The sequence below is a fragment of the Paraburkholderia sp. RL17-383-BIF-A genome, from assembly GCF_046028015.1.
In the GTDB taxonomy this organism is placed as follows: Bacteria; Pseudomonadota; Gammaproteobacteria; order Burkholderiales; family Burkholderiaceae; genus Paraburkholderia.
Window position 1 is genome coordinate 1 of sequence record NZ_JARESR010000037.1, and the last position, 25375, is coordinate 25375.

The 25375-nt window shown below is 61.6% G+C and carries 15 protein-coding genes and 1 pseudogene; 11 read left to right on the forward strand and 5 right to left on the reverse strand.

All coding sequences use genetic code 11. From position 1 onward, the window contains the following. The 4 genes and pseudogenes from P0D71_RS30340 to acnA form a co-directional block, all read left to right on the forward strand. Window positions 1–121: pseudogene (locus P0D71_RS30340) on the forward strand (2-methylcitrate synthase); the annotation flags it as partial. Between the two features lie 103 nt (window positions 122–224). Continuing rightward, window positions 225–731 carry a hypothetical protein gene (locus P0D71_RS30345; RefSeq protein WP_091804907.1) on the forward strand — a complete coding sequence of 169 codons (507 nt, stop codon included), beginning with the start codon at window positions 225–227 and terminating at the stop codon, window positions 729–731. 25 nt (window positions 732–756) lie between these two features. Beyond that, window positions 757–2208 carry a bifunctional 2-methylcitrate dehydratase/aconitate hydratase gene (locus tag P0D71_RS30350; RefSeq protein WP_408483347.1) on the forward strand — a complete coding sequence of 484 codons (1452 nt, stop codon included), beginning with the start codon at window positions 757–759 and terminating at the stop codon, window positions 2206–2208. A gap of 40 nt (window positions 2209–2248) precedes the next feature. Beyond that, window positions 2249–4966 carry an aconitate hydratase AcnA gene (gene acnA / locus P0D71_RS30355; protein WP_091804913.1) on the forward strand — a complete coding sequence of 906 codons (2718 nt, stop codon included), beginning with the start codon at window positions 2249–2251 and terminating at the stop codon, window positions 4964–4966. Window positions 4967–5071: 105 nt separating this feature from the next. Here acnA and P0D71_RS30360 read toward each other — a convergent pair whose 3' ends face one another. From P0D71_RS30360 to P0D71_RS30380, 5 genes are all read right to left on the reverse strand, one after another. Beyond that, the gene (locus P0D71_RS30360) at window positions 5072–6133 is read right to left on the reverse strand and encodes a hypothetical protein (RefSeq protein WP_408187991.1); all 1062 of its coding nucleotides are present in this window, start codon (window positions 6131–6133) and stop codon (window positions 5072–5074) included. Then, window positions 6130–7035, reverse strand: coding sequence for a sensor histidine kinase (locus P0D71_RS30365; RefSeq protein ID WP_408483348.1), 906 nt, complete (start codon window positions 7033–7035; stop codon window positions 6130–6132). The genes P0D71_RS30360 and P0D71_RS30365 overlap by 4 nt, the downstream gene beginning before the upstream one ends. A 123-nt stretch (window positions 7036–7158) precedes the next feature. Next, the gene (locus P0D71_RS30370) at window positions 7159–7767 is read right to left on the reverse strand and encodes a response regulator (RefSeq protein ID WP_408483349.1); all 609 of its coding nucleotides are present in this window, start codon (window positions 7765–7767) and stop codon (window positions 7159–7161) included. A gap of 244 nt (window positions 7768–8011) precedes the next feature. Further along, the gene (locus P0D71_RS30375) at window positions 8012–9139 is read right to left on the reverse strand and encodes an OmpA family protein (protein ID WP_408483350.1); all 1128 of its coding nucleotides are present in this window, start codon (window positions 9137–9139) and stop codon (window positions 8012–8014) included. 96 nt (window positions 9140–9235) lie between these two features. Then, window positions 9236–18268 carry a YadA-like family protein gene (locus tag P0D71_RS30380; protein WP_408483351.1) on the reverse strand — a complete coding sequence of 3011 codons (9033 nt, stop codon included), beginning with the start codon at window positions 18266–18268 and terminating at the stop codon, window positions 9236–9238. A 515-nt stretch (window positions 18269–18783) separates the two neighbouring features. Between P0D71_RS30380 and P0D71_RS30385 the strand changes: the two genes are divergently transcribed. Genes P0D71_RS30385 through P0D71_RS30415 form a run of 7 tightly spaced genes read left to right on the forward strand, consistent with a single transcriptional unit; the run spans window position 18784 to window position 25370 of the window. Continuing rightward, window positions 18784–19065, forward strand: coding sequence for a Flp family type IVb pilin (locus P0D71_RS30385; protein ID WP_091809009.1), 282 nt, complete (start codon window positions 18784–18786; stop codon window positions 19063–19065). A 25-nt stretch (window positions 19066–19090) separates the two neighbouring features. Continuing rightward, window positions 19091–20623: a pilus assembly protein TadG-related protein gene (locus P0D71_RS30390; RefSeq protein WP_408483377.1), complete on the forward strand. Its 1533-nt coding sequence runs from the start codon at window positions 19091–19093 to the stop codon at window positions 20621–20623. Further along, entirely contained in the window at window positions 20620–21504 is an 885-nt protein-coding gene (locus P0D71_RS30395; protein WP_408483352.1) for a hypothetical protein, read from the forward strand. Before P0D71_RS30390 ends, P0D71_RS30395 begins: the two co-directional genes overlap by 4 nt. A 47-nt stretch (window positions 21505–21551) precedes the next feature. Beyond that, the gene (locus P0D71_RS30400; RefSeq protein WP_408483353.1) at window positions 21552–22220 is read left to right on the forward strand and encodes a hypothetical protein; all 669 of its coding nucleotides are present in this window, start codon (window positions 21552–21554) and stop codon (window positions 22218–22220) included. 1 nt (window position 22221) lies between these two features. Further along, window positions 22222–22428: a hypothetical protein gene (locus P0D71_RS30405; RefSeq protein WP_091804936.1), complete on the forward strand. Its 207-nt coding sequence runs from the start codon at window positions 22222–22224 to the stop codon at window positions 22426–22428. 20 nt (window positions 22429–22448) lie between these two features. Then, window positions 22449–23540, forward strand: coding sequence for a Flp pilus assembly protein CpaB (gene cpaB, locus P0D71_RS30410; protein WP_408483354.1), 1092 nt, complete (start codon window positions 22449–22451; stop codon window positions 23538–23540). Window positions 23541–23564: 24 nt separating this feature from the next. After that, a complete protein-coding gene (locus P0D71_RS30415; protein ID WP_408483355.1) occupies window positions 23565–25370 on the forward strand; it encodes a type II and III secretion system protein family protein in 1806 nt (601 codons plus the stop codon). Window positions 25371–25375 lie beyond the last annotated feature (5 nt).

Consider the following 25375-nt stretch of genomic DNA (forward strand, 5'->3'; position numbering starts at 1 on the left):
TACGGCCGGCTGGAGCGCGCACATCATCGAGCAGCGCATCGACAACAAGATCATCCGTCCGAGCGCAAATTACACCGGACCCGAGAATTTGAAGTACCTGCCGCTAAATAGGAGAAAATAGCGGTCGCTGTGCGCTTTCAAAGCGCGTGCAGTTTAACCACGCGGTCGCCAGGACCGGTAGCCCGCGGAATGTTTAACTGAAACTAGATAGAAAGGTTTTCTCCATGAAAAAGCTGATGATCGCCGCCGTGATTGGCGCCCTGTCCACGACGATGCTGGCCGTCGCGACTGACGCCGTCGCGCAACCGGCGACCACCACGAAGCCGGCAGCCAACGCTGTCCCGAAAAAACCGCAGCCGAAGCGCCTGATCAAGCGCAAACCGAACCCGGCCAAGGAAGCAAAGGTCGATCCGGTGCCGGAAGGCGCGGAAAAGTGGTCGTGCAACGAAGGCCTCGCGTTCGAACTGAAGGGCGACATGAAGCGTGACCAGATCGTCACGGTTCACTGGGCTAACAAAAATTACAATCTGCCGCGCGAAGCAACCACCACGGGCGCAGACCGTTTCCACGACGCCGCAACGGGCATGGATCTCGTCGTGATCCCGACGAAGGCCATGTTGTTCTCAGACAAGGACAGCTCGCGCCTGGCCGACGAGTGCAAGACAGCAGCCATGGTTGAAGGCGCTCCGGCTCCGACGCAATCGAACGCGATCAACAAGAGCAGCAACTAAGTATCGTCATCAGGAAAACGTCCCGATGTCCGCTCCGATTTCCAACGTGCGACCCGACCCGGACCAAGTCCTGGTCGATATCGTCGATTACGTGCTGGAGTATCAGATCGACAGCACGCTCGCGCTGGAAACCGCGCGTCACTGCCTGATCGATACGCTCGGTTGTGGACTCGAGGCGCTCACCTACCCAGCCTGCACCAAGCTGATGGGACCGATCGTGCCGGGCACGATCGTCCCCAACGGCGCGAAGGTGCCCGGCACGTCGTTCCAGCTGGATCCCGTTCAGGCCGCCTTCAATATCGGCGCCATGATCCGCTGGCTCGACTTCAACGACACATGGCTCGCCGCCGAATGGGGCCACCCGTCGGACAACCTCGGCGGCATTCTCGCGACAGCCGACTGGCTCTCGCGCAGCGCCATCGCAGCCGGCAAAGAGCCGCTGGCGATGAAAGACGTGTTGATCGCCATGATCAAGGCGCACGAAATTCAAGGCTGTATCGCGCTCGAGAACTCCTTCAACAAGGTTGGGCTCGACCATGTGCTGCTGGTGAAACTGGCGTCGACCGCGGTGGTCGGCCAGTTGCTCGGTCTCACGCGCGACGAGCTGATCAATGCGGTCTCGCAGGCGTTTGTCGATGGGCATGCGCTGCGCACGTACCGCCACGCGCCGAACACCGGTTCGCGCAAGTCGTGGGCCGCGGGCGATGCGACATCGCGCGCGGTGCGTCTCGCGCTGATCGCGAAGACCGGTGAGATGGGCTATCCGTCGGTGCTGACGGCGAAGACGTGGGGCTTTTACGACGTTCTGTTCAAAGGCAACGCATTCAGGTTCCAGCGTCCGTACGGTTCGTATGTGATGGAAAATGTGCTCTTCAAGATTTCTTTTCCGGCAGAATTCCACGCACAAACGGCGGCGGAAGCCGCGATGAAGTTGCACGCGCAACTCAACGCAGCCGGAAAGCATGTGGACGACATTCGCAAGATCACGATCCGCACGCATGAAGCCGCGATTCGCATTATCGATAAGAAAGGCCCGCTGAACAATCCGGCCGACCGCGATCATTGCATTCAGTACATGATCGCCGTGCCGCTGATCCACGGCCGCCTGACGGCCGCGGACTATGAAGATTCGACCGCACAGGACGCGCGCATCGACGTGCTGCGCGCAAAGATGGAATGTGTCGAAGACCCGCAGTTCACGAAGGATTACCACGATCCGGAGAAGCGCTCGATCGCCAATGCACTGACGATCGAATTCAACGACGGTTCGACATTCGACGAAGTCGTAGTCGAATACCCGATCGGTCATAAACGTCGTCGCGAAGACGGGATTCCGTTGCTGGTCGAGAAGTTCAAGACCAACCTCGCGCGCCGCTTTCCGGTCAAGCAACAACTGGCGATTCTCGACGCGTCGCTGGATCAGGCAAGGCTCGAAGCCATGCCGGTCAATGAATACGTCGATTTGTACGTCATCTAGTCAGGTACAGTAGTTCCGCGATCAAACCAAGGAAAACACCATGGCCCACAACCTCCACAAAACGCTCAAGGAATTCGACAGCGGTTCCGGCAAAGGCAAGTTCTACTCCCTGCCGCAACTCGGCAAGGCACTGAACATCAAGATCGACCGCCTGCCGGTTTCGATCCGTATCGTGCTGGAATCGGTGCTGCGTAACTACGACGGCAAGAAAATCGCCGAAGAACACATTGAGCAACTCGCGAACTGGAAGCCGACCGCAGCGCGTGTCGATGAAATTCCGTTCGTGGTGTCGCGTGTCGTGCTGCAAGACTTTACTGGCGTGCCGCTGCTCGCCGACATCGCCGCGATGCGCGGTGTCGCGAAACAGATGGGCAAGGATCCGAAGTCGATCGAACCGCTGGTCCCGGTCGATCTGGTCGTCGATCACTCGGTGCAGATCGATCACTTCCGCGAAAAGAATGCGCTCGACCTGAACATGAAACTGGAATTCCAGCGCAACAACGAGCGCTACCAGTTCATGAAGTGGGGCATGCAGGCATTCGACACGTTCAAGGTCGTGCCGCCGGGCGTCGGTATCGTTCACCAGGTGAACCTGGAATACCTCGCACGCGGCGTGCACAAGAAGGCTGAAGGCGCGGACACGGTGTACTACCCGGATTCGCTGGTCGGCACCGATAGCCACACCACCATGATCAACGGTATCGGCGTGGTGGGCTGGGGCGTGGGCGGCATCGAGGCGGAAGCCGGCATGCTCGGCCAGCCGGTGTACTTCCTGACGCCGGACGTGGTCGGCGTCGAACTGAAGGGCAAGCTGCGCGAAGGCCTGACGGCGACCGATCTGGTCCTGACCGTCACCGAACTGCTGCGTAAAGAGAAGGTAGTCGGCAAGTTCGTCGAGTTTTTCGGCGAAGGCACGAAGTCGCTGTCGCTGCCGGATCGTGCAACGATCGGCAACATGGCGCCGGAATACGGCGCAACGATGGGCTTCTTCCCGGTCGACGAAAAGACCATCGACTATTTCAAGGGCACGGGCCGCACCGACGCAGAAATCTCCGCCTTCGAAAACTACTTCAAGGCGCAAGGTCTGTTCGGTATTCCGAAGGCCGGCCAGATCGACTACACCAAGGTCGTCACGCTGGATCTCGGCACGGTCACGCCGTCGCTGGCAGGTCCGAAGCGTCCGCAAGACCGTATCGAAATCGGTCATGTGAAGTCGACCTTCAGCGACCTGTTCTCGAAGCCGGTGGCGGAAAACGGCTTTGCGAAGAAGGCGGAAGACCTCGACGCGCAATACACCACGAGCAACGGCGTCGACGTGAAGAACGGCGACATCCTGATCGCGGCCATCACGTCGTGCACGAACACCTCGAACCCGAGCGTGCTGCTCGCCGCCGGCCTGCTGGCGAAGAAGGCTGTCGAAGCCGGCCTGACGGTCGCTCCGCACATCAAGACGTCGCTGGCGCCGGGATCGCGTATCGTCACGGAATACCTGACGAAGACCGACTTGATGAAGTATCTCGACAAGCTCGGTTTCACGCTGGCCGCTTACGGTTGCACGACCTGTATCGGTAACGCGGGCGATCTGACGCCGGAACTGAACGAAGCGATCACGAAGAACGACATCGTCGCGGCAGCGGTTCTGTCGGGCAACCGTAACTTCGAAGCGCGTATTCACCCGAACATCCGCGCCAACTTCCTGGCCTCGCCGCCGCTGGTCGTCGCTTACGCGATCGCCGGCAACATCACGCGCGACCTGATGACCGAACCGGTCGGCAAGGGCAAGGGCGGCAAGGACATCTACCTGGGCGACATCTGGCCGACCAGCGAAGAAGTCAACGCGCTGCTCAAGTTCGCGCTGGACGCCGACGCGTTCCGCAAGAACTACGCATCGCTGACCAAGAAGGGCGACCTGTGGAGCAAGATCGAAGGCGAAGAAGGTCAAGTCTACGACTGGCCGAAGTCGACCTACATCGCTGAGCCGCCGTTCTTCGGCAAGGACTTCTCGATGACGCCGGCCGACAGCATTGCTGCTGTGACGAACGCGCGTGCACTGGGCATCTTCGGTGACTCGGTCACGACCGACCACATCAGCCCGGCTGGCTCGATCAAGGAAGACTCGCCGGCGGGCAAGTGGCTGAAGGAAAACGGCGTGCAGAAGGCCGACTTCAACAGCTACGGCTCGCGCCGCGGCAACCACGACGTGATGATGCGCGGCACGTTCGCGAACGTGCGGATCAAGAACCTGATGATCCCGGCGAAGGCAGACGGCTCGCGCGTGGAAGGCGGCCTGACGATTCACCAGCCGAGCGGCGAACAACTGTCGATCTATGACGCAGCAATGAAGTACATCGACGCCGGCACGCCGACCGTCGTGTTCGCGGGCGAAGAGTACGGCACGGGCTCGTCGCGTGACTGGGCTGCAAAGGGTACGCAACTGCTGGGCGTGAAGGCTGTGGTCGCACGCAGCTTCGAGCGGATCCACCGTTCGAACCTGGTCGGCATGGGCGTTCTGCCGCTGCAGTTCAAGGGCTCGGATAGCGTGCAGTCGCTCGGTATCACCGGCGAAGAAACGTACGACATCGAAGGCCTCGGCGCTGACTTCAAGCCGCAACAGGAAGTGACGCTGGTGATTCGCGGCAAGGACGGCAAGGAGAAACGCGTGCAGGTACTGCTGCGTATCGACACGCCGATCGAAGTCGACTACTACAAGCACGGCGGGATTCTGCCGTTCGTGCTGCGTTCGCTGCTGGCCGCTTAAGGCTGGCGATAGCGCAAACAGCTTGGCTGTTTTGCAGGGGCTGCGTCCTGTGGAGGACGTGGCCGACTTTGAAGCCCGACCATTGGTCGGGCTTTTTTTTCGCCGCTACTTCGGGATGCGACCTGTCTGGAACGCGTCCGGGTTGTCGGTGATCCTGCGCTGGGTCATGTGGACGCTCCAGTCGGTATCACCCGGCGTCGGCGCGCCGGTGCGCGTTGTGATTGTCGCGCGACGCATCTGCGCCGCCCAATCGAGCAGCGCCGTGCGCTCGGCCGTTTCATTTGCGGACGAGGAGCGTGCAGTCCACTCGGATGACTTCGACGCGGAGGGCCGCGTGGCCGGGTTGGCTGTGCGGCTCAATGCGAGGCGCCCGTCGACTTGCGCTTTGCTGAAGCGCACGATCGGAAGCGGGTGATCCACCTTCGCGGGACGGCTCGGCGCCGTTCGATGCATCGGCTCTCGCAGCTCGGCATGTGACGCGATCTGTTCGATACGTTGCGGCTTTGCAGTCGGGACATGGCCAAACGCAGTGCGCGGGGACGTATTAGTCTGCGTAGGCGCTCCGGACACTGCGGCCTTTGGTGTCGCATTGGTCTGCGCGGGCGTTCCGGACACAGCAGCCTTTGGTGTCGATATTGAACTAGCCGCCAAGGCTTCGTCTTGCGCAATCGTTCCGGCGAATTCAGCTGGCGAACGAAGCGCCACCGGCCGTGTTACCGCCGTGGCCGCCAGCTTGCCCGCGTCGTGCGTCGTACAGGTGGTCAGCAGCCAGGCTAGCGCAATGCTGCAGCCCGCGAAGATCGCCGCTCCGAGCACATGATCCGACCGCGTCGAACGCGGGCGCACACGCCCCATCTCCAGGTAATACCTCGCTTCGGCCAGCTGTTCGTCGAAGCGGCGCGAGTGGTCGCGCCGTTGAGGCAGTTTATAGAACAACAGAAACTTCACGCCCGGTGGAAACGGCCCGCGACGTGCCGCCGACGCCCCGCGTTGTACCGCATTCTCGATTACCTGTTGAGCGCCGGTGCGTGCTCCGGGTTGCGGTTCGCGTTGCGCCGCGGTCTGCGCCGGCCGCCGCCGCGATCCGAAGGGCGGCGGCAATGCATCGAACGGCCGCGCGACCGGAAGCGCCAGATCGCCTTCGATCAAAGCCAGCGGTCGGCTCATCGTGAGGTGCTCCGGTACGCGCAGGCCGTTGCTTCGAGTTGCGTGACAAGGATTCTCGCGCGCGCCATTAGCGCGTCGGCTAAGGTGGCTCTGTGCTCACGAGGCGATACGCTCGCGCGCCGCAACGCGTCCATCAAATCTCGCGCGCCGACGAGCCCCACTGCGCCACTCAAACGGTGCAGCACACCTTGGAGATGCTCAAAGTGACCTTCACGAAGCAACCCGCTGAGCCGCCCGAGGTCGTCGTTCATTGCGTCACGCCAGTTGGTGATAAATGCTTGAAGATCGACTCCCTCTTCAGACAAGGCATCCAGATAACGGCTGTCGAAGGGCTCAAAGGAGCCGCTCGTTGAGCGATCCCGTGGCTGCGCGGCTCTGGAGAAAGGAGGCGTCTCGACGTTACCGCAAGTCGTTTGCGCGGACCGCACCGATTGTTCGACGCAAAACGGCGCGTTGAAGATTGCTCGAGGGCCTTCCTCAAGACCGCTCGAGACGCGGAGTTCGCCGCGCATGCGTTGCGCCAATATTCTGCAAAGCGACAAACATGCTTCAGCGTCGCCAAGCCATCTGGCCATCTGTGGGTCTTCAATAGTTGGAGCGTAAAGTGGCTGCGGGACAGCGGGCGCGTGTTTGACGGGCGCATCGACCACGCTGATAAAAATTCGTTGCGAGTTCGAACTCAACGGCTGTGCCCGCACGACGAGCGAAATCTCTCCCTGCACGGTGAGTTGAATCGTTCGATTGAGCAAATGGAAAACGAGCTGCCCCAGGCGGGCGCCGTCGGCAAGAATCGTTTCAGCTACCGATTGATCGACACACACGCGCAAACGCAAGTCGCGACGACGTGCGAATGGAGTGAGCAGAGCGATAACACCACCTATCACTTCGCGCAGATCCGTCATGCTCTCGTCAAGAACGAAAGCGCGGGATCCCAATGGCGAGGCATCCAGCAGATCGTTAAGCGTTTGACTCCACGTACACGCGGAAGAACGGGACAGGCTCACTATGGTCATAACCCACACAACCTAATCGACCAAACGATGCGAAGTCGCAAACTCGATGAGTCCTGCCAGTGACGAAAGACCGAGTTTTTCCTGGATGCGGCTCTTGTAAGTGCTGACAGTTTTGTCGCTCAAGGATAGGCGGCCGGCAATATCCCGATTGCTCACACCGCGCGCCAGATATTGCAATACCTCCACCTCTCGCGCTGACAAGGCGCTCAGTCCGCTCACGGCCTCAGCTTCGGCGCTGTCAGCCGGGAAGCAGTCGTAGCCAAACAAGACCGTTTTTAGCGCAGTGAGCAGTTCACTGATTTCCCGGCCTTTTCCGACATAACCATTTGCGCCGGCGCTGCGCGCATAACCGGCCATAATATGTTCCGGTTTGGCAGAAAGAACAAGAATACATATTTTTGTATTTTTATCTCGAATTCGGCGAATCAAGGAAAGCCCGTCGAGCCGCGGCAAGTCGAGATCGATAATAACCAGATCCGGACTTTCCGTGAAGACCATGGCCAGACCTTCCTCCCCGTCGCCGCATGCGCCGACCAGTTCCAGTTCCGGGTCAGCATGCAACACGCTGGCTATTGTCCCCCGAATGATCGGATGATCGTCAATAATCACGATTCTCTTCATTAGCCGCTCCATTTTCTGATATTAATTAATGGGCGAAACCGAATCGACATAGCCCAACAAGAATCAAATTAAATATTAGCAATATTGCGAAAACATTTCTTCGAGGCGACACAGCGATATTTCCGCAATATTCAGGGGATTTTTCTTTCACGGAACATTGAAATTCCTTACGTGCAGACCGCCATTGCCAACACTCGCGAAAGCAGGAATGGCCCGGCCGTGACAGCCGGGCCATTCTTCACCCTCAATGCTCCTGCTGGTCTTGCAGATCGGGTTGGTTTTGCGTCCGCTGGTACTGCGGCAGGGCCGACGTCCGCGCGCTCGCCGCACTTGCGTGCACGAAGTCCAGTTCGACGCGACGGTTCGGTCCCAGACAGGCGATCAGAGCCTCGTGGTTGCGTTCGTTACACTGCACCACCGGGTCTTCCCTACCGCGACCGCGTGCCGAGATCGGTGTGGTGACACCGCCGCTCTGCAAGTAACGCTTCACAGTCTCAGCACGTTTGGCTGACAGCTGCCGGTTGTAGCTGTCGGTGCCGAGTCGGTCCGTATAGCCATCAATGCGGATGCTCGTCACGTCGTCAGTCTGCTTGAGATTGCGGATCAGTTCGTCGAGCTTGGCCTTACCGGCCGGCAGCATGCCGGCGAGGTCGCCCCGATCGAATCTGAAAGTCGCGTCGGCTTGCAGCGTCATCTTCTGCGGAATCGCCGCGATTGGTGCGGCGGCCGGCGGCGGCGTGCAGGCTTCGAGCGCGGCACCGACGCCGGGCATGCTCTTTTCGACGCCATCGACCAGGCGCTTGCTCTCGTCGAAGTCACGCGTCCACGCCTCGTGGCCGGCGTGAATCAACTCGACTTCAGAGCATGCTGTCAGGCGCTGCGCTTCCTGGCATTGCGGGAACAGCGGCGACGTCTTGACCGCAAGGATCTGCTTCCACAAATCCGGCCGGAGTACCGAAGCGGTCCGCAAGTCGGGATTGTCCGCTGAGAGACCCTGGCCACTTTCCAGTGCGGTGGTCAGGCGATTGGCCTGGGTCAACGCTTCTTCGACAAAACCCCAACCGTCGTGACTGGAGCGTTCATCGGCGGCCGCGTTCAGCCAACATTGCGCCTTGTCGCCAAAATAGTTGTTCTTGCGCTCACCCAGTGCATTCAGACGAGTCTGCACGGCGCTCAACATCGCACCGTTCTTGATGCCGCCATAGGTTGCGATCCACTGCGGCGTCACGGCGCCGGCTGCCTGGCTCTGCGTCGCGCTGAACCCGTTCTGCAGAACGGTAGGGTCCTGAATCTGCAGCCGGTCACGCGTCGCGGACGACGAACATCCTGCGAGCATCGCGGCAAGCGCGATGGCAATTAACGAATACTTCATGTCTGTTTCTCATGGAAAGAGGGTCGCACGGAAACTTCCCGTGCGACCCAGACGGCTAACGTTTCGAGCCTCTAATCAAAGCCTCGCGGCAGTTGCTTAGTTGCCGAGGACGATACCGATACCAGCGCGAACGATGGTGCTATTGCCGCCCGAGGTGGACACGCCAAGGTTGTAGTTGATCGTGCCCTTCTCATTCCAGCGGGACACGCCCAGACCGACGGACTGGTAGCCGCGATAGTTGGCGACACCCGCGTTCAGCGTGGTACGGCCCGGCAGATACGGCGTAACGATGTTCAGCGCCGATGCCGAAGCGATACCCTTGGCTGCGTTACGGTCAACGTTGTTGATCGAGTTGCTCATGTTGCCCATGGCACTGTTCAACTGATTCAGGTTGACCGCGTCGGTGCCTTGCGTACCGGCTGCGACGTTGGTGATCTGACGCTCTGCACCGGCGGAACCCACCGACACCGAGTTGTCGCGATCCGTCGTCGAGTTGGCACCCAGTGCGACCGCGTTGGCGTTCGGAGCCGAAGCGCCCGTACCCATCGCGACCGAGTTGTTGCCCGTCGTCACCGTGTTCTTGCCGATTGCAATCGATTCGCTACCGGTTGCCGAAGCACCGTTACCGATCGCGATCGAGTCCGAACCCGAGGCGACTGCTGCCGTACCGCCCGAAGCTGGCGTGTTGATGTTGACGAAGGTCGAGCTGCCCGCGCCGCCGTTCGCCAGGTTGTTCACCTGACTTTCGAGGGTCGAGAACTGCGAGTAGTTGACCGCGTCCGTTGCGGCTGAACCCGCCGCTACGTTCGTCAGCGTCACCGGTGTCGTGGAACCTGCGCCGCCGAGCGTTACCTTGCCCCTCGATGCGTCGTCGTACGAAACGCCGTTCGTGGTGCCGCCTGCGCCGCCGTTCTCCGCGACATACGATTGCATCTGGCCGAAGTTGACCGCGTCGGTCAGGTCCGTGCCCGCTGCTACGTTCTTCAACTGGGTCGGCGCACCGCCCGCGTTGAAGGTTACCGTTCCCTTGGCCAGGTTGTCGTAGGCGACGAACGAGTTGGTCACGTTGCCCGACGTGTCGACGTTCAAACCAGCGGCCTTCAATTGCGCAAGGTTCACTGCCTGATCGTCGCTCGTCGCGGCGGCGAGGTTTGCAATTGTCACGGGAGTGGTCGAACCCGCACCGCCCAAGGTCAGCTTGCTATGTGCCGTCGTGTCGTAAATCACGCCATCCGGATTGCCGCCGGTGGCGATCGCCGCATTGAGTGCGCCAATCGCCGAATCGACGCCGCTGTACGAGTTGCCAGCAACGGTGTACGTGGGCTTGGAAATCTGACCGCTGGAACTCATCGTCGAGCCACCACCCAACGCGGCCGCCGTGCTGGTCATCGCGCCATACAACTGCGAGCCGTTGATCGCGTCCTTGCTGCCCGACGTGACTTGACCCACCGCAATGTTGGTCAACGCGACCGGAACGGATGCGCCAACGCCACCCAACGTGACCTTACTCTTGGTCGAATCGTCGTACGCGACGAAGCTGTTCGTCACCACGCCGCTGCTGTTGATGTTCGCGCCCATGGCCTGCAACTGCTGCAGGTTCACCGCGTCCGTGCCGTTCGTACCGTTCGCCACGTTGATGATCTGGCGTTCCGCACCCACCGCACCCACCGACACCGCATTCGCACGGCTGGCCACCGAGTTCGCACCCAGCGCCACCGAGTTGGCTGCCGTCGCGTTCGCTGCGCCGCCAATCGCCACCGAGTTCGCACCCGTTGCCGTCGAATCGGCCAGCGTCGAATTGGCGTGGAAATACTTGATGCCGCCGCCGTTCACGATGTTGTTGACCGTGTTGGTCACGTTACCCGTGATGTTTGCGACGTTAGCCGCCAGGTTCGCGACGTTTGCGTTGGTCTGATACAACTGGCCACCGTTGACCGCGTCCGTGCTGTTGGCCGTCAAGCCGCCCGCCTTCACGTTCGTGATCGTCGTGCCACCCGTGCCCTTCAGCGTGATCGAGCCCTTGGTCGTGTCGTCGTACGCCACGAAGCTGTTCGTCACCACGCCGCTGCTGTTGATGGTGCCGCCCATGGCCTGCAACTGCGCCACGTTGACCGCGTCGTTGTTCGCCACACCGTTGGCCACGTTCGACACCTTCACCGGCGTGCCTGCGCTGCCCAGCGTCACCGACGTATGCGCCGATGTGTCGTAGACCACCGCGTTAGGCGAGCCGCCGCCCGCAACCGCGTTGATCGCAGCATTCATCTGACCCAGGTTCACCGCGTCGGTATTCGCCGTACCGGCGGCGACGTTGATGATCTGGTTTTGCTGAGTGCTGCTACCCACCGAGACAGCGTTCGCGCGGTCAGCCACTGCGTTGTAGCCGATCGCGACAGCATTCGCTGCGCTCACCGACGAGCCCAAACCTAGCGCCATGCTGTTCGTGGCGGATTGGCTAATGAACGTACGGTAGCCAATCGCAACTGAGCCCGCGCTCGTGGCGCTCGCTTCCGTGCCGATCGCCAGCGAGTTGAGCGCCTGGGCTCGCGAGTTGTAACCGATGGCCAGCGAATTGGCCGAATTAGCACCGACCGACGCGCTATAACCGATTGCCGTCGAATTCACCGACGCTACCGCCGCTCCCGTACCGACCGACGTGGAAGCATCGCTGCCGGCAATGGAGCCAGCGCCTACAGCCAGCGCGCCGATACCGGTTGCCGCCGCGCCCGGACCGATCGCCATCGCGTTCAGGTCGTTCGAGGCAGACGTGGTCAGACCCGGAGTGATGGTTTGGCTAACGGCAATGTAGTTCGTCACCGGCACCGCACCCAGCAGCAGCGACTTCGCACCGCTTTGCTGCGTGGACTGCAGAAGCTTGGACTGGAGTGCGTCCAGCTGGGCCACCGTAGCCGCGTCGGTGTCGTTGATACCGTTTGCTACGTGGGTGATCCGCATTTCCGCGCCGCGCGCACCGACCGACACCGTGTTCGCCGCATCCGTAGAAGCGTTCACGCCGATGGCTGTCGAATTGTCGTACTTCGAAGTCGCGCCTGAACCGATCGCCAGCGAGTTGGTGCCGGTCGCCATTGCGTTGCCGCCGATTGCAATGGATTCGCTACCGCTTGCCTGTGCTGCGCCGCTCTGCGAAATGATCTTCACGTACTTCAGGTTAGTCGAGAAGTTCGTGTTGATATTGCCGAGCTGGGTATCGACGGCAGCCAGTGCATCGCCAACGTTGTTGTACGTCGAGCCGGTGATCTCATAGGCCGGCGCCGTGATCGTGCCGTCCTTGGCGATCGCCGCGCCACCGCCGAGCGCGCCAGCCACGCTGTTGGCTGTCTGGTACAGCTGCGAGCCGTTGATGGCGTCGCTGCTCGTTGAAGTAACCGCACCGGCGGCGAGGTTCGTCAGCGTTACCGGCGTTGTCGAGCCGGCGCCACCTAACGTCACCTTGCCCTTGGTCGTATCGTCGTACGCGACGAAGCTGTTCGTCACCACGCCGCTGCTGTTGACGTTCGCGCCCATGGCCTGCAACTGCTGCAGGTTGACCGCGTCGGTGCTGTTCGTCGCGTTCGCCACGTTGATGATCTGGCGCTCCGAACCGACCGCACCCACTGACACCGCGTTCGCGCGGCCAGCCACCGAATTCGCGCCCAGCGCCACCGAGTTGGTCGCAGACGCGTTCGCTGCACCGCCGATCGCCACCGAGTTCGTGCCGCTTGCTGACGAATCGGCCAGCGTCGATTTCGCGTTGAAATACTTGATGCCGCCACCGCTGGTGATGTTGTTCACCACGTTGGTCAAGTTCGTCAAGTTGCCCGCGACGTTCGTCACGTTCGCGTTCGTTGCGTACAGCTGGCTGCCGTTCACCGCGTCGAGGCTCACGGACGTCAACGCCCCCGCCTTCACGTTCGTGATCGTCGTGCCACCCGTGCCCTTCAGCGAGATCTTGCCGAGCGTCGTATCGTCGTAGGCGACGAATGAGTTCGTCACGTTGCCGCTGGTGTCGACAGTCACGCCCATCTGCTTGAGCTGACCGAGGTTCACCGCGTCCGCGCTCACCACGCCGGCGGCGACGTTCGTCAGCGTCACCGCCTTCGTCGAGCCCGAGCCGCCAAGGGTGACCTTGCCCTTGCTCGTGTCGTCGTAGGCAACGAAGCTGTTCGTCACCACGCCGCTGCTGTTGACGTTCGCACCCATAGCCTGCAACTGCTGCAGGTTGACCGCGTCGGTGCTGTTCGTCGCATTCGCCACGTTGATGATCTGGCGTTCCGAACCGACCGCACCGACCGACACCGCGTTCGCGCGGCTAGCCACCGAGTTCGCGCCCAGCGCCACCGAGTTGGTCGCCGACGCGCTCGCTGCACCGCCGATCGCCACCGAGTTCGTGCCGGTTGCCGACGAATCGGCCAGCGTCGAGTTGGCGTGGAAATACTTGATGCCGCCGCCGTTGGTGATGTTATTCACCACGTTGGTCACGTTAGCCAGGTTTCCTGCAACGTTCGTCACGTTGCCTGCAACGTTCGCCACATTCGCATTCGTCGAGTACAGCTGGCTGCCGTTCACCGCGTCGAGGCTCGTGGACGTCAATGCCCCCGCCTTCACGTTCGTGATCGTCGTGCCACCCGTGCCCTTCAGCGAGATCTTGCCGAGCGTCGTATCGTCGTAGGCGACAAATGCGTTCGTTACGTTACCGCTACTGTCGATCGTGCCGCCCATGGCCGTGAGTTGCGCCATATTGACTGCGTCGCTATTCGCCACGCCGTTTGCCACGTTCGTCAGCGTCACCGCCTTCGTCGAGCCCGAGCCGCCAAGGGTGACCTTACCCTTGCTCGTGTCGTCGTAGGCAACGAAGCTGTTCGTCACCACGCCGCTGCTGTTGACGTTCGCACCCATGGCCTGCAACTGCTGCAGGTTGACCGCGTCGGTGCTGTTCGTCGCATTCGCCACGTTGATGATCTGGCGTTCCGAACCGACCGCACCGACCGACACCGCGTTCGCGCGGCTAGCCACCGAGTTCGCGCCCAGCGCCACCGAGTTGGTCGCCGACGCGCTCGCTGCACCGCCGATCGCCACCGAGTTCGTGCCGGTTGCCGACGAATCGGCCAGCGTCGAGTTGGCGTGGAAATACTTGATGCCGCCACCGTTGGTGATGTTATTCACCACGTTGGTCACGTTGGCCAGGTTTCCTGCAACGTTCGTCACGTTGCCCGCAACGTTCGCCACATTCGCATTCGTCGAGTACAGCTGGCTGCCGTTCACCGCGTCGAGGCTCGTGGACGTCAATGCCCCCGCCTTCACGTTCGTGATCGTCGTGCCACTCGAACCCTTCAGCGAGATCTTGCCGAGCGTCGTGTCGTCATAGGCGACGAAGCTGTTCGTCACCACACCGCTGGTGCCGATGGCCGCACCCATGGCTGTGAGCTGCGCCACGTTGACTGCGTCGCTATTCGCCACGCCGTTTGCCACGTTAGTCAGCGTCACCGCGTTTGTGGCGCTTGTACCACCCAGCGTCACCTTGGTTCGCGCCGTCGTGTCGTATTGCACGCCGTTGGCCGTGCCGGTCGATACCGCCGCGTTGATGGCCGACCCGACGTCGGTGTAGGTCTGACCGCCAATCGTGAAGTTCGGCTTCTTGATCGTGCCGTCCGAGTTCACAGCCGCGCCGCCGCCGATGATGGAGGTCACGCCCGACAACTGGTTGACGTTGACCGCGTCGGTGCCGCTCGTACCAGCCGCCACGTAGGTAATCTGGCTCTGCTTGCTCGAACTGCCCACCGACACGACGTTAGCCCGATCCGCGACCGAGTTGTAGCCGATCGCGACGCCATTCACGGCGCTCACTGACGCATTCAGCCCCAATGCCAAACCGTTCGTGGCGGACTGGTTCACGAAGGCTGCGTACCCAAGCGCGACCGAACCGGCACTCGTGGCGCTGGCGAAGGAGCCAAGAGCCATGGTGTTGTTTGAATTCGCACGCGAGTTATAGCCGATCGCCAGCGAGTTGACCGAGTTGGCACCGACTATCGCGCTGTAACCGATTGCAGTCGAGGCCACCGACGCCACGCCAGCGCCCGTGCCGATTGCCGTGGAAGCATCGCTGCCGGCGGCGGAGCCCGAGCCTACAGCCAGCGCGCCAACACCGGTTGCAGCCGCGACCGGACCAATTGCCATTGCGTTCAGGTCGCTCGAAGCGGACGTGCTTCCGCCGCCGGTCACGTTCGAGCTCACTGCGATGTAGCTCGTCACCGGCACTGCGGCGCCCAGCAGCAAGGATTTCACACCGCTGCTTTGTTGCGTGCTCTGCAGTTTTGACTGAAGCGCATTAAGCTGGGCCACCGTGGCTGCGTCGGTGTCGTTGAGACCGTTTGCCACGTGCGTGATGCGCATTTCCGCACCACGGGCGCCAACGGACACAGTGTTGTCCGCGTCCGTGGTGGCGTTCACGCCGATCGCCGTCGAATTGTTGTACTTTGCAGTCGAGCCTGCGCCGATCGCCAGCGAGTTGGAGCCGGTCGCCATTGCATTGCCGCCAATCGCAACGGATTCGCTGCCGCTTGCCGATGCCGCACCCGCCGATGAGACCACCTTGACGTACTTCGCCGCGCCGACCAGATCGCCGGCGGCCGTATTGAGCGCGTTCAGCGCGTCGCCAACATTGCCGTATGTCGCGCCGCTGATCGTGTAGCCCGGCGCCGAGACCGTGCCGTCCTTGTTGACCGTCGAGCCGGCGCCGAGTGCGGCGGCCACGCTGTTGGACACGTTGTACAACTGAGCGCCGTTCACTGCGTCGGTGCTGCCCGATGCGATCCGGCCGGCCGCCACGTTCGTCAGCGCTACCGGAGCCGAAGCGCCCACGCCGCCCAGCGTAAGGCTGGTATGCGAGGACGAATCATAGACCACCGCGTCAGGCGAACCGCCGCCGCTAATCGAGGCGTTGGTAATTGCCGTGTTCATCTGCGCCAGGTTCACCGCGTCGGTATCTTGCGTACCCGCCGCGACGTTGATGATCTGGCGTTCAGAGCCGGTCGCGCCTACCGATACCGCGTTCGCACGGCCCGCCACCGAGTTGGCGCCCAGTGCGACCGAGTTGGCTGCCGACGCATTCGCTGCACCGCCGATCGCCACGGCATTCGCGCCCGTTGCCGACGAATCGGCCAGCGACGAATTCGCGTGGAAATATTTGATGCCGCCACCGTTCTGGATATTGTTGACGGTGTTGGTCACGTACGTGACGTCGCCCGCGACGTTTGCGACATTGCCGGCGACATTCGCCACGTTCGCGTTTGTCTGGTACAGCTGGCTGCCGTTTACCGCGTCCAGGCTCGATGCCGTCAGTACACCTGCCTTCAGGTTCGTGATCGTCGATCCGCTCGCGCCCTTCAGCGTGACCGAGCCCTTGGTCGAGTCGTCATAGGCAACGAAGCTGTCTGCCACCGTGCTGCTGCTGATGCTTGCTGCCACGGCCTGCAACTGCTGCAGGTTGACCGCGTCAGTGGCACTCGTACCGTTCGCCACGTTGATGATCTGGCGTTCCGAACCGGTCGCGCCCACGGACACCGAGTTCGCACGGTCGGACAACGAGTTGGCACCCAGCGCCACCGAGTTGGCTGCCGTCGCGATCGCCGCACCACCGATCGCCACCGCATTCGTACCGACTGCCGACGAATCGGCCAGCGACGAATTCGTGTGGAAGTACTTGGCGCCGCGGTTGTACAGATTCACCACAATGTCACCGACATTGCTTGCCAGCGCGCTAACGTTCTGGTTCGTCGCGTACAACTGTGCGCCGTTCACCGCGTCCGTGCTCAAGGCCGACGAAATATCGCCCGGCGCCACGTTCGTGAGCTTGACCGTCGTCGTGTGGTCGGTGCCGCCGAGCGTGACCTTGTCACGCGCCGATGTGTCGTAGGTCACCACGAGCGGCGAGCCCGCAATGCCGTTGTTCACGATGTTGTTGACGACGTTCGTCACGTTGGCAAGATTGCCCGCCACGTTCGCAACGTTATTGACGACGTTCGTTACGTTCTGATTCGTCTGGTACAGCTGCGAGCCATTCACCGCATCCGTACTCCAGATGGACGAGATGTCGCCAGCCGTCAGGTTCGTGATCTTGGTGCCGCCCGCTCCCTTGAGCGTGATCTGCGTCGATGCCGAAGTGTCGTACGTCACGGCGTTGGGAGTGACCTCACCGCCCCCACCACCGCTGACGCTTGCGATCGCGGCGTTCAGCTGGTCGACGTTGACAGCGTCCGTGCCCGCGGCGCCCGCGGTCACGTTGACGATCTGTCTCGTGTACTGCGATTTTCCATCCGCCGACAGATAGCCCACCGACACAGCGTCACTGCGGCTGGCGACCGAACCGGCGCCGAGCGCAACTGAATTGGTGCCGATCGCGGAGGTGTTTGCACCGTATGCGCTGGAATTTTTGCCAATCGCCAGCGACGACGGTCCGGAAGCAACGGAACTCGTGCCAATCGCTCGCGCGTCTGTAGACGGGTCGCTCGACGGGGAGTTAGCCTGGAAGTACCGCGTGCGCTGATAGACCTGAGCGCCGTTCACCGCGTCCGTGCTCGTCGACGATATGTCGCCGGGCGCCAACGCGGTGATCTTGTTGCCGCTCATGTTGACATCGTTGATCATGTAGATGCCAGTCTCGGCCGCGAGCTCCAGGTGGCCATCCTGATAGCCCGTTACGCGGGCAGTGATTTGACCACTGTTGAAACCCCATGCACCGTCGGTGGAGGCCGCGTTGTTCAACGAGAACGACATGCCGTCACCGGACGCATTCCCGCCACCATAAGGAGCACAACTCATGAAACCGACGGCGCTCGACAGCGGTCCCCACGAAGAACCTAGGCCTCCCACGCCTGCGGGGCACAACTCCAGTCCGCCGTTTCCGGTGACCGCCTGGGCGGCTGCCGTGCCCGGCAGCATGGCCACGCCGATTGCCATGGCAAGCGGCATGAACGCTGTTTTCAACGGGGCTCCCTGACGGCTCGCCACGTCACTCGCGGACGAGATCGTGCAGGAAGACGCAGAGCCCGAACCGCTGTGCACCTTGGCAGTCTCGGGCGCAGCCACCCACGTTCCTGAAGCGTCGTTCCAGACGCTGATATAAGACTTATTCATAAATTTCCCAGTATGACTAACGGGCCAGCCCCGCTCTTTCATGCGGTGCAAATCTAACCGTCAGCCCTATCCCTAAAAATCAGAGCACGCGAAATGCGCGTAGGAATTTTCTGAATTGGCGCAAGATAAGTCATAGCTCGCCTAATTACCGCAGCCAGCTTGAATCTGCAGTGCTTTCACTACCTATAAGCCAAGCCGTCTTCTTGCATTTCTGTGGCGTCGCCGCGACAAAACAAGCGGCTATACAGCACCGCATTTGCCTGCCAGCCCGCCTGATTCATGAATTGAAAGCCTCTTCCGGATATGCAGCTCGGCATGCGGAATTACGCCGCCAAGCCTCAGAAACTTCGCAACCCTAAGAAGTCCACAGATTCTTATACTCCGCCCCGACACCATTGCCCGTGCGTTTTGAACAGTGAATTTATATTTTCTATTTCTGTTCAAGACACGAAGAATCGCAAAACCGTGTCCAGGCATTACTCAATCATCTGTTTCACCTTTTCAATAACGAGATTATGAAAATTTCTCCAATCTGTCGCAAAAATAAGCAACTCGGTCAAGGCATGACCGAGTACATCATCATCGTCGCCCTGATCGCCGTGTCGGCAATCGGCGTGTATTCGCTGTTCGGCCAAACGCTGCGTAACCAGACCTCCGGCCTCGCGATTGAAATGTCCGGCAAGGACGCCAAGAGCAACATCTCGACGGCGCAGACCAACGCCGACACGGCGACCACCAACGCCAATCACACGAAGAACATGGGTACGTATAACGACAGCAACAACACGGGCAACTAATCTTTTCAGATTAGCCATATCCATGATGAAACGCTCTGCCCGCAAGGGCAGGGCCAGGGTCGCCGGCGCTAGCGGGCAGGCGCTGGTCCCTGCGCTGATTTTTCTTCTGGCCGGCTGTATCGGCCTCTATGTGGCATTCAACTCGTTCCAGATGACGAGCGCCAGGATCAAACTTCAGAACACTGCCGACGCCGCCGCCTATAGCGCCGCCGTATTGCAGGCGCGCGACTACAACTTCTCCGCATACACCAACCGGGCAATGATCGCCAATCAGGTCACGGCCGCCCAGGTGGTCGCACTGAAGTCGTGGATCGACGAACTCGACGCCACTTACTCGCAGTCGGAACTCGACAATGTGGTCAATTCGCTAGCGGATCATCCGGCTCAATGGAGCACGCCCAAACAACTCGGCAAGGCCGACATCGCGCCGGTGCGCGCAGCGCTGGACGCACTGCTGCCCACAGTGGCCAGGAATATCGGCTCGCTCAATCGAGCCTTGAGCGTTGCGCAGGCCAACTACCACGCGGCGGTCGTGACCACGGTCCCCGACACCGCGGACGCGGTCGCGCAACTCAATCAACCCGACACGCACGTCACGAGCGGATATTTCACGGGTTTGCGCAACGCAGCGCAACTCGCGGCGTGGACGTCCTACACGGCCACGGTCACTCCCGCGGGGACGATCGGACCCGATGAATTCGCCGACGTGGTGACGGCTCCGACCACCCTCGACGGCTTCGTTAAGAACCGCAACTCCAATCGCAGCGTCGCACCCAATTTCCAGCAACTGAACGACACGGCCATTCGCATATGCGGCAGCGCGAATAGCACGATTACCGTGAACGTCACGCATGCCGGGGGCACCCAATTACGCAGCGACAAATCCGGCTGGCAATCCATCGACGCGAGTACTGCGCAACTGAGCGTGAGCTGTTTCGGGGCCTTTGGCGACGTAGCCGGCTCCGGCGGCAGCGCCAACGGCAACATCACCAGTTTCATGACCAACCCGCCCTTTGCCGCGTGGCAAGACTGGCAAGGCTATGGCGGCTATTTCAACTTCGGATATCAGGGCAGTCTGTCGCCGGGATGGCAAGTGCCCGAAGCGATGGCGGAGCAATTCCGCGCCGGCCCCGGCCCCTCGCTCGACCCGGCCAACGGCGGCCTGCTGCCTTATCAGGAAGTGACTGGCGCAACCCTTGCCAGTGAGGCCCCACGCATCACCATCGAAGTCACGCGCAACAGCAACACGCTGGTGAAGACCATAGGCCTGCAAGGCGGTGGGCGAATGGAGCTTGCCGACAACGCGGCAGCGGGTGCCATGCGCGCGCTGTCCAGCGCCAACGCCTATTTTGTGCGACCCGATGAGACCTCCTTCGGCGGCTCGCTCATGGGCGGCCTGCTGAACAGCAGTCAATGGGCGCGCGCCGATCATGCCACCGAATATCCAAGCCTCTTCAGTCCTTACTGGCAAGCGCGGCTTGCACCGGTCAGCGCCAGTGAACGCGCAGCCGCCCAGGCGAGCCAGATCTCCGCAGCAACGCAGGCCCAGAAACCATGAAGCGAATCGACATGAGAAGCACGGCGCAGTCGGGCCAGGCGATGGTGGAGTTCCTTATTTCCATGACCATGGTCATGAGCGTGCTGTTGCTCGCCATCGTCATGCTCGGCAAATTCAACGATATCCGCAACCGAACGCTCATGGGCTCGCGTTACCTCGCATGGGAACGCACCGTGTGGTCGGACGGCGACGCCTCGAAGAATCTCGCCAGCGATCCGAGCACCACGGAAGGCTGGTCGAGCACCTATGGCGGCTCGGCCCTGGCGGCGAACAAATTGGACACCGAACTCAAGGGCGAGCTGATGCAGCGCCTGATGGCACACGACAGCTCGCCAATTTCCAGCGCCGATCTCAAGCAAAACCAACTACCCGCTTCACTGCCTGCCATGTGGAACGACTATGGTGGCAATCCGCTGCTCGCCTCGTCGTCCGATATCGCGGTCAGTACCGGCGTGGCCGCCGATCCCGCGAGTAGTCTGAACGGCACCGCGCTCTCCCAGTGGTCCGTCTCGACCGCAGCCGGCGGCCAGTATCTCGCCCACCTGAGCTTGCCAACGAGCACGATGCGATCCGGCACGCTCAGCGTCTCGGTCGGCCGGAACAGCGACGTGCTCAAGCGGTTCTGGCCGAAAGACGACCCGCTGCCGGCATTCAGCGGCCTTACGTTCTCTGACACCAATGTGCTGATCACCAACAGCTGGACGCCGGACGGCTCCGCCAGCAACAAGGCTCTGTTCAGTCAGGCCGTGCCGGCCGCCAAGGTCGCACTGGTGCCATCGAACGGCTACCAGAGTTTGCGGAAGTACGCGCCGGAGATTTCATCGCTCCAGTTCGGTGTCGTCCAGCAAGACGTCGTACCTGCAAGCCGGCTGAAACAATGAATCGACATGTCTATCACCTCGCGCGAGGCGTGTGCATCGGCAGCGCGTTGCTGTTCGTCGGCAACGCGGTGGCGGGCAATGCGTGCAACAAAACACCCGTGCAGCCGCAAAGCGTCCAGGCGATCGGGCGCGACATGATCGTGAACGGTGTGCCCACGTCGGTAGTCGGCATGCAATTCGCAGGAACAACCGAAGACGTATCCAAAGCCTTTCGCGAATTCTGGATTCTTGAAGATGTGCCGGCGAAGGGCCGGAGCAATGCCTCCGGACTGCTGCTCAGCGCGCTGGACGATCAGTGCCTGTACATACTCAGTATCCCGCCTCAAAACGAGGGCGACCACACCCGTGGACTCATGAGCGTGGTCCGCCTCGGCAGCGACCAGGCCAAACATCGGATTCCCGACTCCGCGATTCCGCTGCCCGAAGAAAGCGCGATCCTCTCGGACGTCGAAAGCCATGATCCTGGCCAGACGGGACGCACCTGGCTCCTCGATATGCCGGGAGATCCGCAATGGAATGCACAACGATATCGCAACACGCTCGCCGCGCGAGGTTGGGTGAACGTTGCCCGCCAACCGGATTATCAGTCCACCGGCACCCGCGCCGCGCAAGGAACCGCATTCGCCATGCAGCACGGCGCTGACAGTGTGGATGTCAGTTTTTCGGATCGCGGCGGCAGAACGGCCGCCGTCGTCAATGCAATCAGGAATCGTTGAAATGTCAAAAGCAGAACGTCTTTCTTCCTTTGCGACGCAGCGCAGCCGGCAGCGTGGCCAGGCTTACGCGGAGTATCTCGTGGTCACCTCTGTTCTTGCCGGGGCGTTGCTGCTGGCGGATACCAACTCCATAGCGCCGTTCGCTGCTCTCGTCTCGAGCCTTAAGTCGTTCTTCAGCGCCTACAGCTTCACCCTTTCGCTTCCCTGACCCGCAACGGTCAATTTGTCATGCTTAAGAAAATAAAACTCCGCTCACTTCTCGCGAATTCATGGGTACTGCTGTTTCTCGCCGTATTGGTTGCGGGTGGGCTCACGTTCCTCCTCTACAAATACCTCAACGACCGCGAGAAAAAACTCAAGGCGGACCTGGACGCGCACCGCGTGCGCGCAGGCGTGGTAGTCGTGGTTCCGGCGCAGGATGTTCCTGTCGGCACGCCTTTGTCCAGCGGCGACTTCGTCGCGCGCGAGATTTCCGGCGATCTGGTCTATGACGACACGATCCGCGCGGACAACTTCGACCAATACCGCACGTCGCATCTCGTGAAACCGGTACGCCGCGGCCTGCCTTTGCGCGCCGGCGACATCGACGCGTTGCGTGGCCGCGATTTTTCCGACGTCCTGCGACCCGGTACGCGCGCGCTCACGGTGGAAATCGACACGGTCAACTCCACGGCTCTGTTGCTTCGTCCCGGCAATCGTGTCGACGTGTACTGGGTCGGCAAGGTCTTCCATCAGGATCGCGCCTCGGATGAAAAGAAAGTGGCGCAACTGGTCATGCCCAACGTGCTGGTTCTCGCGACCGGCGAGGAAATGCGCCCGCGCGACGCGGGCGAGGCCGCCCAGCAGGATCAGGCGAACGCCAACAGCAGCGCCATGAGCCGGCAGGCGGGCATGGGCTACACCACGGTCACGCTGGAAGTGCCGGTAGACGACGTCCCGCGCGTCGCCCTTGCGCAGAAGATCGGCGGTTTGCGACTGATCTTGCGCAATTCGGACGACAAAGGCGCGGACGGCCCGTCCCTGGTTCAGGAAAGCGACGTGTTCATCGACCCGGCCCGCGGACGGGTCACCGGCGGCACGGGCCCCGCGCCCCAAACGGTCGAAGTGATTTCGGGCGGCGGTGCGAATAGCACTAACGTGCTCGTCTCCCAAGGCCCACCGAGCGCATCCGCCCAGCAACCGCAGGCGGCCGCGCCGGCCGATGCAGGCCAGCCGGCGCCCGCTTCGCCGCAGCGTCAGCCGAGCCTGTATGAGCAGGCCAACGCCATTGCCCAACAACTGCAGAAGGCCGCTGCGCCCGGCACGTCGAAGCAGAACTAAAGTACTGAGCCCAGGTTTCACACCATGAAAGTCAAAAACAATGCGGCGCAATGGCGCCGCCGGGTCCTGCCGTCTGTCCTCGCCGGCATGTTGTTGTGCGAGGCCGCCCCGGCGGCGCTCGCCCAGACAGGGTCAACCGCAGCCATGGACAGCGCGTCGGCGAGCACCCGTGTGCTCGAAATGTTTCGTGGCGAAGTGCGCATCCTGCATATTCCCGGCACGATCAAGCGCATTGCCATCGGCAACGGCAAGCTGCTGACCGCGAATGTAGTCGACGGCAGCCTGATGCTGCTCGGCGAGCAGGACGGCATCACGTCGCTCGTGGTGTGGAACGACAAGGGCATTGCGTTGCAGACCACGGTGCGCATCGCCAAAGCGGAAGTGAACGCTTCGCTGGAACAGTTGCGGGCCGTGCTCAAGTCCGTCGCGGGGCTGCGTATCGACGCAATCGGTTCGAATATCGTGCTGTCGGGCGTCGTTCACCGCGACATGGCGGGCATCGTCAAGGCGGCCACGCAAGAGATGAAGAACGTGGTCGACACGACCACGGTCGACGAAGGCGACGCGTTGCGCAAGACCGTCCACTTCAAGGTGCAGATCATGGAAGTGACCCGCACCGGCCAGCGCAATCTCGGTATTGCGTGGGACAGCGCCTTCAAGGGTCCACAGATCGGCGGCGCCGCGAGCGTCGCAACGGGCGCCGCCAAAGCCATCACGGCGGGCACGAGCTACTTTCTTGCCGGCATCGCTTCGAACATCACCTCGCAAATCAACTTCGCGGTGGAGAACGGCGACGCGTACGTTCTCGCCGCGCCCGAGCTCAATACGAAGAGCGGCGGGACGGCGAGCTTTCTGGCGGGCGGCCAGGTGCCGATTCCGCAGTCGGGCGCGCTCGGCACGACCAGCATTGAATACAAGGACTACGGTATCAAGCTGAGCATCGTTCCCGTTGTCGACGCGAACAACATCATCTCCGCGCATCTCACCACGGAGATCAGTCAGATCGACCCCTCGGTGACGTACGCGGGCATGCCGGGCTTCCTGACACGCAACACGAGTTCCGACATTTCCATGCGAGCCGGCGAGACGCTGGCCATTTCCGGGCTGGTCAGCGCGGACGCCGCCAACGATTCCAATGGCATGCCCTTTCTCAGCCAGGTGCCGATCATCGGGCAGCTGTTCCGCTCGGACAGCTTCCGTGCGAAGAAAAGCGATCTCGTGATTTTCGTGACGCCGGTCATTTCGGATCCCGATCTTTCGCCCAATACGGATTTGCTCGCGCGTGCCGATAAGCTCGACGAGAACTTCCGCAAAAAGTATGGCAACACCGACCCGCTTGTCGCGGACGACGACAAGGCGAAACATGTCACCACGCCGCGTCAGCCGATCGGGGCCACGCCCGCGCTTCTTCCCACGCCTATCCGCAGCACGCCGCAAGTGCCGGCGATGCCGCAGGCGAGCGCATCAGTCGGGGCTGGCGTTGAAGGTCCAGCGCAGATGCAGGTTCCGGTGTCACGTCAAACATCAGCCCGGATTTCGTCGCAGATCCCAGCACCGGCAACGGAACAAGTCCCGGCTCAGGCTCCGGCCAAGACACAGGCCGAGACACAAGCCGTCAGCGCGCCGGCTCAACTGCCGCCGCCACAGCCGCCACAGCCGCCACAGCCGCCGGCCAGCATGCCGCCAGCCGGCGTCGCCGAAGCGCTGCGTATGTTGAACGACACACAGCAGCATCCGCAAGCCGTGCCGACACATGACGCCGTGCAACCCGCTTCGAACGGCAAGGTGCCGCAGCAGCAAATCGGCGTGCTCGGCACGTCGAACAACTGAACGGA